9 protein-coding genes and 1 pseudogene are annotated in these 10127 nt (G+C 68.3%); 1 reads left to right on the top strand and 9 read right to left on the bottom strand.

Annotated elements, in window-relative coordinates; genetic code table 11:
• Window positions 1-99: 99 nt before the first annotated feature.
• Window positions 100-312, top strand: a pseudogene (locus tag FPB55_RS11105) (sugar-binding protein); the annotation flags it as partial.
• A gap of 310 nt (window positions 313-622) precedes the next feature.
• Here FPB55_RS11105 and FPB55_RS11110 read toward each other — a convergent pair.
• From FPB55_RS11110 to moeB, 9 genes are all read right to left on the bottom strand, one after another.
• Entirely contained in the window at window positions 623-934 is a 312-nt protein-coding gene (locus tag FPB55_RS11110) for a hypothetical protein (RefSeq protein ID WP_033690092.1), read from the bottom strand.
• A 200-nt stretch (window positions 935-1134) separates the two neighbouring features.
• Complete coding sequence (locus FPB55_RS11115) at window positions 1135-2193, bottom strand: hypothetical protein (RefSeq protein ID WP_054881960.1); 1059 nt, start codon at window positions 2191-2193, stop codon at window positions 1135-1137.
• Entirely contained in the window at window positions 2177-3355 is a 1179-nt protein-coding gene (locus tag FPB55_RS11120) for an MFS transporter (protein ID WP_144188148.1), read from the bottom strand. Before FPB55_RS11120 ends, FPB55_RS11115 begins: the two co-directional genes overlap by 17 nt.
• Window positions 3352-4560: an acyl-CoA dehydrogenase family protein gene (locus tag FPB55_RS11125; RefSeq protein WP_029886054.1), complete on the bottom strand. Its 1209-nt coding sequence runs from the start codon at window positions 4558-4560 to the stop codon at window positions 3352-3354. Before FPB55_RS11125 ends, FPB55_RS11120 begins: the two co-directional genes overlap by 4 nt.
• Before the next feature lie 3 nt (window positions 4561-4563).
• Complete coding sequence (locus tag FPB55_RS11130; RefSeq protein ID WP_009681730.1) at window positions 4564-6213, bottom strand: class I adenylate-forming enzyme family protein; 1650 nt, start codon at window positions 6211-6213, stop codon at window positions 4564-4566.
• Window positions 6210-8012, bottom strand: coding sequence for a CoA transferase (locus FPB55_RS11135; protein WP_125855293.1), 1803 nt, complete (start codon window positions 8010-8012; stop codon window positions 6210-6212). The genes FPB55_RS11130 and FPB55_RS11135 overlap by 4 nt, the downstream gene beginning before the upstream one ends.
• Before the next feature lie 70 nt (window positions 8013-8082).
• The gene (locus tag FPB55_RS11140; RefSeq protein WP_125855294.1) at window positions 8083-8355 is read right to left on the bottom strand and encodes a MoaD/ThiS family protein; all 273 of its coding nucleotides are present in this window, start codon (window positions 8353-8355) and stop codon (window positions 8083-8085) included.
• Window positions 8356-8401: 46 nt separating this feature from the next.
• Window positions 8402-8812, bottom strand: coding sequence for a M67 family metallopeptidase (locus FPB55_RS11145; protein WP_009681733.1), 411 nt, complete (start codon window positions 8810-8812; stop codon window positions 8402-8404).
• A gap of 10 nt (window positions 8813-8822) precedes the next feature.
• Window positions 8823-9995, bottom strand: coding sequence for a molybdopterin-synthase adenylyltransferase MoeB (moeB, locus tag FPB55_RS11150; protein WP_144188150.1), 1173 nt, complete (start codon window positions 9993-9995; stop codon window positions 8823-8825).
• Between the last annotated feature and the right edge of the window lie 132 nt (window positions 9996-10127).

A 10127-nucleotide genomic window follows, 5' to 3' on the forward strand; every position in this document is an offset into this window, starting at 1 on the left:
GCCTATATCGCGAGTTACATCTACATTATCCAAGAGCAGGTGGACCTGGTGTGCACCGAAGGCGGCCACTACATACTGCAGAGCCTCGATAACCTGTGCGAGGCCTGGCAGTTTACCTCGACCTTGTCCCACAACAAGCTGTCGCAGGTGGACAACACCGGCCTCAATACCTCGTCACTGGTTGAGCACGCCTACAACCCGATCCACCGCCGTTACCAGTACGACCCGGCCGGTGTACTGGTGCAAACCCTCTATAAGCTACGCGGCGAGTTCAAGTACGAATACGAAGCCAACGGCCAGTTGCGCAGCCGCAGTACCGCCCGCTCCCAGCTCGGTCTTGAACAAGCCGGTGCATTAGGCGACAGCCGCGAAGTCCCCTTCTACCGAATCACTCTCGGCTGGGCATTTGGGGGCGGCCACCACCATGCATTTTTCGGCGCTGGCTCGTTGGCGCCAGATCTACATCGATATTCCAGTACTGCGCTCGCGCCTCACGACTTTGGCCATCTTCAGGTCGAGTGGAGGGCCCCGCATCGCGCAGCCCGGCTTTCACCCTATTTGTAATACCGAAGGGACTATCAAGCGCGTTCAAGCCAAAACATAAAGGAAATCAGTTGCTATCTTATTGGGGTTTCTCCCCCATACTTGCTTTGAGTCGGGCCAATGTAGGTGACTCTCCACCTGTCAACTCAATGCCAAACTCTGCAAACGCATGCTCGAGATCGCCATACTGCTGCAAGCCTTCTTCAGTGAACAGGTAGCGACCCGGGATGTCGCGCCATTCCATGGCGGAATGGATCAGCTGTCGCTCTGCCGCATGCAGCAGCGGCTCTAGCTCTACGCTCAATTTCATGGCAGCGGGGTCCTGTGCCTTCAGGCTGTCGATCAACATGCGAAGCTTGACCGACTTCTGTTTGAGTTTTTCGGTGTTCATGTTCAGCCCTAGTTGGAAAGGGTGCCTATCAATTTTGGAGTGCCCCATTCGCTACGATTAGGTGTGAGGTATTGCATTGCCGCACCGGTGGGTGAAATTGTGCCATTGAGCTCTGTGGTAGGGGCAACTCCACTCACAAAAACTTCGGTTTGCTGCAAGGCCGATCTGTCCAAAGGCGAACGCCCCGGCACGCCCGCCGCTCACCACCCCGCCACGCCGCCGTCGCCAGCCAGTACCTGACCCTGGGCGCGCAGCGCCTCGACCAGGAAAAAGGTCGCGCAGGGCGTTTCCACCAGGCCGGTACGCTGTGCATCAAGGCGATAGCGGTGGCCGATGAAGCAGCCGTGCCGCACCGACGTTGTCAGCAGCCCGGCTATCTGCCGGCAGGCCAGCTCGCACCAGGCATTACGCCCCGGCAGGCATTGCCATAGGCGCAGCAAGGCCACCGAGGCGATGGCGATGGCGCAGGGGTCGGCCTCGTCGGCGCGTGGGCGGCCGCTGGCGGCGGCAGCGCCCCAGCGCTGGGTCCAGTACTCGCAGGCCCGGCCTGCGGCCTCGGCGTACTCACCACCATAGCGACCTACGGCCTCGGCCAGCCCCAGCATCGCCCAGGCCTGCCCCCGTGCCCATTGGCCTGGCGCGGTACGCTGCCAGTTACCGCCTGGCAGCAACAGGGCCTGATTGGCCCAGGCGCCCGAGGGCTCGGACAAGCTGTTCAGGCAACGCTGCAGGTGTTGGCGTGCCAGGGCCCAATGGTCGGCGTCCGGGCTGGCATGCAGCAGGGCGAGCGTCGGGGCCAGTGCGTCGATGTCCAAGGTCCTGGCGCCAGCCTCGCCAGCCCCCAGCCCTGTGCCCAGCCACCAACCGCCCAACTGTGGATCGTAGTCCGCGGCCAGTGCCGCGGCCGCCTGGGTGGCCAGGCCACGGGCCTGCTCATCGCACGACTGGCGGGCGGCAAGGCCGGCGCCGTACCAGAACACGAAGCTGCGGTTAACACTCGGTTCGCCAAGCTGTGCGGCCAGCCGGGCGCTCCAGGTCCGTGCTTCGGCCACATCCACCGCATTGCCACTGGCCTGGGCGCGCCGCCACCAAAGCGCGGCCCAGAAGCCGCCCAGCCAGGAGCCGCGGCGCGACAGTTTCCAGGGCGAGTCCCGATCGACGCGGTACAACGGGAAATGGCCATCGCACTGCTGCGAGATGCGCGGCAGGGGCGCCAGCAGGGCTTCGATGATCGCCTCGCGTTTACGCTGTTCCGGCATCGGCGGAGCCCTCCGACACCTGCCGCGCCCGGTACAGGCTGCGGCATAGCCCGGCGCCCAGGCACAAGGCGATCATCAGCAGTGTCCAGCCCGCGGTGAAGCCGCCGGGCTGGCGCAGCAGCACGGCGAACAGCGGTGGGCCCAGTGCGATACCGCCAAAGAACCCCAGCGACAGCAGCCCGGCGCTACTGGCAACTCCGCCGAAGCGCGGTTCGCGCAGCAGCATGCTCATGGCCACCGCGTTGCTGGCTACCAGGCTCAGGCCCATTCCGACCACCGCGGCCCACAGGGGCCAGTGGCGCGCGGGCGTGGCCAGTTGCATCAACACGATCGTCGCCAGGGCGAACAGGAACAGGCCGCCCAGTAACACGGTTTCATCCCTGAAAGCCGCGCCCAACGGCGTGAGCAGCAGCCGTGAAAGCACACCGGTTACGCCGAACGCACTGATCATCAAGCCGATACTCGCGGGCGTCACACCGAGGCTGCTGGCATGCACGCCAAAAAAGGTGATGAAGGCCGACAGGCACAGCCCGGCGCAGCCCTGGATGGCCATCAGCCGCAGCAGCCAGCCGTTGGGCCGCTGTACGCGTACGGGCGGTCGATGCGCCTGGGGCGCCGGGGCGATCTGCCGAGCGACCAGCAGCGCCAGCAGCAGCGCCAATGGCGCCCAGCAGCCCAGCGCCATGCGCCAGCCCAGGGCCTGGCTGAGCACCGGCAGGGCCAGGCCGGCGAGCAGCGCCGAGGCCTGCACCCCGGCCTGCTTGATGCCTACCAGGCTGGCGCGCGGTGCGTCCACCGCCTGGGCGATGGCCTGGTTGGTAGCCGGGTTGGCCAGCGCCTGGGCCACGCCGCAGAAGGCCAGGGCGATCACCAGCCCGACGAAGCCCGGCAGCACCAGCACCAGGCTGAAGGACAGTGCCACCAGCATGAACAGCGCCTGCAAGCCACGGCGCGAGCCAATGCGCTGTACCAGCGCCCCGGCCCATGGCGAGAGCAGCGCCGCCAGGCCGAATGCGCTGGTGGTCAGCCAGCCCAGTTGCTCACGGTCCAGCCCCAGCGCTTGAATCAGTTGCGGGCCGAGTACACCCAGCGCATAGAACACCATCATCGGCAGGCCCATGGCGCAGGTGAGCAGGGCGGCCAGCGGAACATGCCGCTTCATGGGGCCTCCTTGGCAGGCGAAGGTACGGAAGGGGTCAGCACGTCGAAGGCGCGGCCGGGGCGCGTGGCCTGGAGCAGGTCGCGCCCCAGGGTGCTGATCAGCGCGTCGTCGGTGCCGTCGAGAATGTGCGCGGTGCGGGCGCCGCGGTAGATGCCCGACAGCGGCGACAGCTCGCTCAGGCCCTCGGCGCCCATTATCTGGATCGCCGAATCCACGGCCAGCGACAGCGCATCGGAGGCCGCCAGCTTGGCCAGGTTGACTTCGATGGCGCTGGCCTGGCCGCGATCGAAGGTGGCCGCTGCCTCGCGCAGCAGGCCCCGGGCCGCGGCGATCTCGCGGTAACAGCGGTATACCCGGGCACGTACCAGTTGCTTGTCGGCGAGCCGTGCCTGCGCGCCGCGGGCCGAGTGCACCCGCGCGCACAGATCGTCGAAGCAGCGCCGGGCCAGGCCCAGCCAGTGGGCGGCGCGCAACAGGCGGCCGAGGCCCAGGCGTTGCTGCATCAGCATCAGGCCCTGGCCTGGCGCGCCCAGCACCTGGTCAGGCTCCACCCGCACCGCCTCCAGGTGCAGCTCGCCCTGGCCCTGCTGACGGCCTAGCAGCGCCAGTGGCCGCACGAAACGAAAGCCTGGGCTGTTGCAGGGCACCACCAGCATCGACAGGCCGGTCTGCAACGGGCCCTCGTCGGTGCGGGCGATGACGGTGGCGAAATCTGCCCGCTCGGCACGGCAGATGAACCACTTGCGCGCCGTCAGCCGCCAGTGGTCGCCTTGCCATTGGGCGCGGCTGTTCAGGGTGGCCGGGATCGAGCCGATGCTGTCGGGCTCGGACATGGCATAGCAGGGCACTTGCTCGCCGCGCACCAGCGGCAGGTACACGCGCTCGCGCAGGCTTGGGTTGGCGTGGCGTGCCAGCATGTGGCAGTCCAGCGTGGCGTCGCAGCCGAGAATCGCCGGCGCGAACTCGCTGCGGCCTTCTTCGGCGGCCACCTCCAGGTAGTCGCTCAGGCGCGCGAGGCGACCGCCGTCGGCCACGGGGTAGAAATTGCCGAATACCCCGGCGGCCTTGGCCTGCGCCTGCAGTTCGGCGCTTAGCCGCGCCGCCGCCGCGTCGCAGCGGCCCAGCTCCGCCTCACGGGGCAAAATCTGCCGCTCGACGAAGTGGCGTACCCGTTGCGCCAGTTCAATGACGTGCTCGTTGGCCATGGCTCAGCCCACCTGCCGCACGGGCTCGCCCAGCCCGGCTGCGTCGGCGGCCAAGGCACGCTTGTCGACCTTGCCGGCCGGTGTCAGTGGCAGGTGGCGATAAAAGCGCAGGTATTCCGGCAGCTTGTTCACTTCCAGCCCCTGTTCGCGCAGGAACCCGGTGATGTCCTGCAGGGCGAAGCGCGGGGCGCCGTCGCGCAGGGTCACGCACAGGCATACGCGCTGGCCCAGGTCTGGGTCGGGCACCGGCACGCAGGCCACGCTCACCACGTCCGGGTGGGCCATGGCCAGGCCTTCGATCTGCACCGGGCTGATGTTGGCGCCGCCGCGGATGATGATGTCCTTCTTGCGCCCGGCGAGCTTGAGGTAGCCGGCCGCGTCGATGAACCCCAGATCGCCGGTGCGCACCCAACCCTCGGCGTCGCGATAGCGCTCGTCCAGCTCAGGCGCATTGACGTACTGCATCGGGCTCAGCGGCCCGCGTGCCGTGATTTCACCCACGCTGCCCTGGGGCACTTCGCGGCCCAGGTCGTCGACGATACGTATTTCGCAGACCGCCGGGTTGGGCTTGCCCACGCTGCCCAGCACCGCTTCCAGCGGGTCGTCCAGGGTGTTGTGGCAGTTCACCCCGTCGGCCGAGCCATACAGGCTGATGAAACCGCAGCCGAACGCTTCGCTGCAGCGCAGCACGGTGGCCTGGTCGATCACCGAACCGCCGCAGATCAGCCCGCGCAGGCTGGAGGTGTCGATCTGCGCCAGGGCCGGGTCGGCGGCGATGCGTTGCAGCATGGTCGGCACGCCAAGGATGAAGGTTGGGCGTAGGCGCGCGATGGCCTTGATCGCCTCGCCCACCTCGAAGCGCGGCAGTACCACCAGCGAGCCGCCCAGCCAGCTGAGCACGCCGAAGGTGGCGGTAGAGCCGAACGAGGACCCCAGCGGGACCAGGTACAGGCCGCGGAATTCGGCGCCGTCATCGCTGATGCGCTGCAGGAAGCGCCCCCGTCCACCGATCAGTGCGTTGTGCGAATACGCCACCAGCTTGGGCTCGGATTCGGTACCGGAAGACACCAGCAGGCGTACTGGCGAGTCCGGGCATACCCGCGGCAGGCTGGTGCTGTCGATCGGCGCATGCTCGAACAGGGCGTCGAGGGTCGACCAGCCTGCACGCGGTGCGCCGTCTACGATCAGCACGCGCAACGAGAGCAGGGTTGGGCGTAGCGACTCGATGACCTCGCACAGGTCGATGTCGGCATACGTGGCCGGTACGATGACCGCCCGGGCATCGCAGCGGCGCACCAGCGCCTGGATGTCGAGCTTGCCGCGCCCCGGCGGGAAGGGTGCGACGATGGCGCCCAGGGCCGCCACCGCCAGGTCGATGGCGCAGCAGCGCCAGCTGTTGCTCAATTGGTAGGCCACCACGTCGCCGGCAACGATGCCCGACTGGCGCAGGCTGCCGGCCAGGCGCAGGGCTGCGCCCAGCAGTTCGGCATAGCTGACGTCGCCCTCGGGGGACAGCACCGCCGGCTTGGCCGGCGTTTCCCGGGCGCGTTCGCGGAACAGGTCGAACACGTCGCGATTAGGGTAGCTGCCGTCTTCGCGCCAGCGGCGACGGGCAGCCTGGGGTACCAGGTCGATGATGCCGGCAGTGTTCATGTGAAACTCCAGGGTGATTGAACGGATCGGTAGGCGCGCTGACCGAAGCAGTCGGCCAGGCGCGGGTCGTTGGCCAGGCACGCCAGGTCCTGATGCACCTGGCTGGCGGCAATGCCAGCCTGCTGGCAGCGCATCTGCCAGTGCCGGGCGTCGGCGCTGGCCAGGCGCCGGGGCAGCTCTGCGGGGGTGCAGGTGCCGCCCAGCAGTTGCCCCAGCGCTTGCCACTGCTGGCGTGTCTGGCAGTCCAGTGCGAGCAGGCCGTCGCCGGTCTCGAACACGCCTTGCAGCAGGCTGGGCGGGGTGCTGTTGCAGGGGGTGGCCAGCAACAGGTCGGCGGCGCCCAGCAGCGAGCTGTGTACCTGGTTGCCGCGCCCGTGCAGGCTGCGGTCGAGCAGCGCGGCGCAGATGCCTTGCGCGCTGATCACACCACCCAGGACATCGAGCGCGGTGAATAGCGTGCCGCCACGTGTGCCACTGGCGCGGGCGATGCGCTCGGCGACGCCGGACCACGCCTGCACGGTGAAGTCGGTGCCGGGCGCCGATACCGGGGCATCGCCCCAGCCACCGGCGTAGGCATGCACCAAGCCCGGCCGGGCAAGCTGCAGGTCGGCGGCATCCAGACCCAGCTCGGTGGCCTTGCCGGGGGCCCAGTTGTGCAGGAACACGTCGGCGTCGGCGCACAGGGCGCGGATCTCGGCGCGACCTGCAGCGGACTTGATATCCACTTCGCGTACCGTCTTCAGGTGATTGAGCGCGTCGAAGCGCACCGAGCAGCCATCGGCGCAGGGCGGCATGTGCCGCAGGGGGTCGCCGCCTGGCGGCTCCAGGCGGATCACCTCGGCACCTAGCATGGCCAGCAGGTGCCCGGCCAGCGGCCCCTGGATACGGCGGCATGACTCCAGCACGCGCAGGCCTTGCAGCGGTAGCGCGGCTGGGCGCGGGGCTGGCCGCAGCGGTGCCTGCGGGCCGGGTGTCAGCCGCCAGGGGGTATGCAGGCTGGCCGGGTAGTCGGCATCGGCCTGGCGCTGCGCCGGGCTGCGCAGTACCACCAGCGCTACCCCGCTGGCCCGCGCCTGCTGCCGGATCTGCGCCAGCGGCAGGCGCGCCAGTGCGTCCAGGCATTCGGCCGGCATCGGCGCCACGGCCTTGGCATAGCGCAGCAGAAAGTGCTGCCAGGCTTTGCCGGCCAGGCTGTCGGGCAAGCCGAGGGCGTGCCAGAAGTGGCGCCAGGGCTGGCTGTCGAGGGTTTCCAGTTCGAAGGCCGTGCCTTCCAGGGAAACGAACGGCGGGCGGGCAAGGGCGTCGTCCTGCCCCGGCAGCAGCCGTTCGGCGTCTTCCGGTGCGGTTGCGCCAGCCAGGTACTGGCCGATACTCAGCAGGCCGCCGCGCAGCGGGTCCAGGCTTACCTGGGTGAACTGCCCGCCGCGCAGCTGGCCGACGGCGGCAGCCAGGCTGGCCTGCCAGGCGAGGGCGGCGTTGAGGGCGGCCAGGTAATCCACGCCCAGTGCTTGCGGGCGCCCGCTGGCACGGCCGTGCACCGACATCAGGCCGCAGGCCGCTTGCTGTATGAACTCGCTGGTGCTCTCCAGGGGCATACCTGGCGGTGCAACGAACCGCATGTGAACGGGGTGCAGATCAGGGTGGGCCAACTGCAGCGCGGCCCCTTCGGCCAGGCCGTCGAGGGCACGCAGGCCAAGGCACTGGCCGTGGTGTTGCAGGGCGCGGCTCAGGCCCTGCCAGCCGGGCAGGGAGGGGCCGCTGCGCCAGCCGAGGCTGGCGTCATCTAGCATACGGGACATGGCGGATCTCGCGGACAGGTTACGGGCGAGCAGGCTTCGCGGGCGGGCCCGCGAAGCGGTGAGCGGTGGGTCAGCCGCCGGCCACGGCGGGCAGTACGGTCAGCTGGTCACCGGGGCGGATAGGCGTGGCCAGGCCGTCGGCGAAGCGGATGTCGTCGTCGTTGACGTAGATGTTGACGAAACGGTGCACCTGGTCGTCTTTCACCAAGCGGGCCTTGATGCCGGGGTAGCGGCTGTCCAGGTGCTCGATGATGTGGCGCACGGTATCGCCCTGGGCCTGGACCTGCTTCTGGCCGTGGGTGAGTGGGCGCAGCAGGGTGGGGACGATCACGGAAACCGACATGCTTTTCTCCTTGTGGTACACGTTGTGCCGGGGGTGCCGGCAAGGGTCAGGGCTGGACGCACAGGGGCTCTTCGAACACCCGTCCGTCGATGATGCGAAAGCTGCGCGCGGCGTGCCGCGCCTCGCCCCAGGTCGAGACGATCAGGTAATGCACCTGGGGGTCGCTGGCCAGGGCGATATCCTCGCGGCTTGGCCAGGCTTCGCTGGCGGTGTGCGAGTGGTAGATCACCCGGCAGTCTTCGTCGCGCTGATCCAGCTCACGCCAGACCTGCAACTGCTCGCGCGGATCGAAGCTGAACCAGGTGGGGCTGGCGGCCTGGTTGCGCATCGGCACCACCCTGTGTGCAAGCGGCTCGCCGCTGGCGGCGGCAATCAGCCCACAGGCCTCGATGGGATGCGCGGCTTGGGCCAGGTGCCTTACCTGTTCCAGGGCCTGAGCGGTGATGCGCAGAACCATGCGGGCGCCCTCAATAGCTCGGCAGGGCCGGTTCCACTTCGCGCACCCACGCCAGCACGCCGCCTTGCAGGTCACGCACCCTGCCGTGGCCGAGCCGTTGCAGGTCGCCGGCCACGGCTCTGGAGCGCATGCCCGACTTGCAGGTGATCACCAGGTCGGTGTCGTGGCCGTAGCGCTCGACGATCTGCGTCGCCACCTGCGCAGACTTGGGCATGAGCACCGCGCCGTCGATGCGCACGATGTCCCATTCGGTCGGCTCGCGCACGTCGATGATCACCGGCGCGCGTCCGGCATCCTGCAGCGACTTGAGCTGCACCGCGCTGATCTGCGGCACGGGCGCTGCATCACTGGCAGCGGGGCGGTCCAGCCCGCACAACGCCTGGTAGTCGCCCAGGGCGGTGACCGGCTGGCGCTGCGGCAAACGGCGCAAGGGCAGCTCGCGGTAGCTCATCTGCAACGCGTCGTAGACCATCAGGCGGCCCAGCAGTGGCTCGCCGATGCCGGTCAGCAGCTTGATCGCTTCGGTAGCCATGATCGAGGCGATGGCCGCGCACAGCACGCCGAGCACGCCACCTTCGGCGCAGGAAGTCGCCAGCTCCGGCGGCGGTGGCTCCGGGTAGAGGTCGCGGTAGTTCAGGCCGCGACCGCCCGGGGCATTATCCCAGAACACCGACGCCTGGCCTTCGAAGCGGAAGATCGAGCCCCATACGTAGGGCTTGTCGGCCAGGATGCAGGCGTCGTTGACCAGGTAGCGGGTGGCGAAGTTGTCGGTGCCGTCGAGGATCAGGTCGTAGCCGCTGAACAGCTCCACGGCCATGTCCGCCTCCAGGCGTTCGGTATGGGTGTGCACCTTGACCAGGGGGTTGAGGCGGGCAATGGCCTGGCGAGCGCTCTCGGCCTTGAGCTCGCCGAGGGTGTCGACGCTGTGAATCACCTGGCGTTGCAGGTTGGACTCGTCGACCCGGTCGAAGTCGATCACGCCCAGGGTGCCGATGCCGGCTGCGGCAAGGTAGAGCAGGGTCGGCGAGCCCAGCCCGCCGGCGCCGATCACCAGCACCCTGGCGTTCTTCAGGCGGCGCTGGCCGAGTACGCCGATGTCGGGGATCAACAGGTGACGGCTGTAGCGGTTCACTTCTTCGCGGCTGAGCTCGGCTGCGGGCTCGACCAGAGGCGGTAAGGTCATATCGCTTTCTTCCATTCAGTAGATACGAACTGGAACCATTTTCAATTGTGTGGGCCGCCGGTTCAATCCGCCGAGCGGCCCGATTCGTATGGCAAAGCGCGGTAAAACTATGGGTTTTGTCGGCGGGGCGGT

It is taken from the genome of Pseudomonas sp. BJP69 (assembly GCF_007633355.1).
GTDB classification, from domain to species: Bacteria; Pseudomonadota; Gammaproteobacteria; order Pseudomonadales; family Pseudomonadaceae; genus Aquipseudomonas; species Aquipseudomonas juntendi.

Bases quoted from the DNA above. Each gene is read 5' to 3' on its own strand.
- FPB55_RS11110 (WP_033690092.1), bottom strand. From the start codon at position 934: ATGAACACCGAAAAACTCAAACAGAAGTCGGTCAAGCTTCGCATGTTG.
- FPB55_RS11115 (WP_054881960.1), bottom strand. From the start codon at position 2,193: ATGCCGGAACAGCGTAAACGCGAGGCGATCATCGAAGCCCTGCTGGCG.
- FPB55_RS11120 (WP_144188148.1), bottom strand. From the start codon at position 3,355: ATGAAGCGGCATGTTCCGCTGGCCGCCCTGCTCACCTGCGCCATGGGC.
- FPB55_RS11125 (WP_029886054.1), bottom strand. From the start codon at position 4,560: ATGGCCAACGAGCACGTCATTGAACTGGCGCAACGGGTACGCCACTTC.
- FPB55_RS11130 (WP_009681730.1), bottom strand. From the start codon at position 6,213: ATGAACACTGCCGGCATCATCGACCTGGTACCCCAGGCTGCCCGTCGC.
- FPB55_RS11135 (WP_125855293.1), bottom strand. From the start codon at position 8,012: ATGTCCCGTATGCTAGATGACGCCAGCCTCGGCTGGCGCAGCGGCCCC.
- FPB55_RS11140 (WP_125855294.1), bottom strand. From the start codon at position 8,355: ATGTCGGTTTCCGTGATCGTCCCCACCCTGCTGCGCCCACTCACCCAC.
- FPB55_RS11145 (WP_009681733.1), bottom strand. From the start codon at position 8,812: ATGGTTCTGCGCATCACCGCTCAGGCCCTGGAACAGGTAAGGCACCTG.
- moeB (WP_144188150.1), bottom strand. From the start codon at position 9,995: ATGACCTTACCGCCTCTGGTCGAGCCCGCAGCCGAGCTCAGCCGCGAA.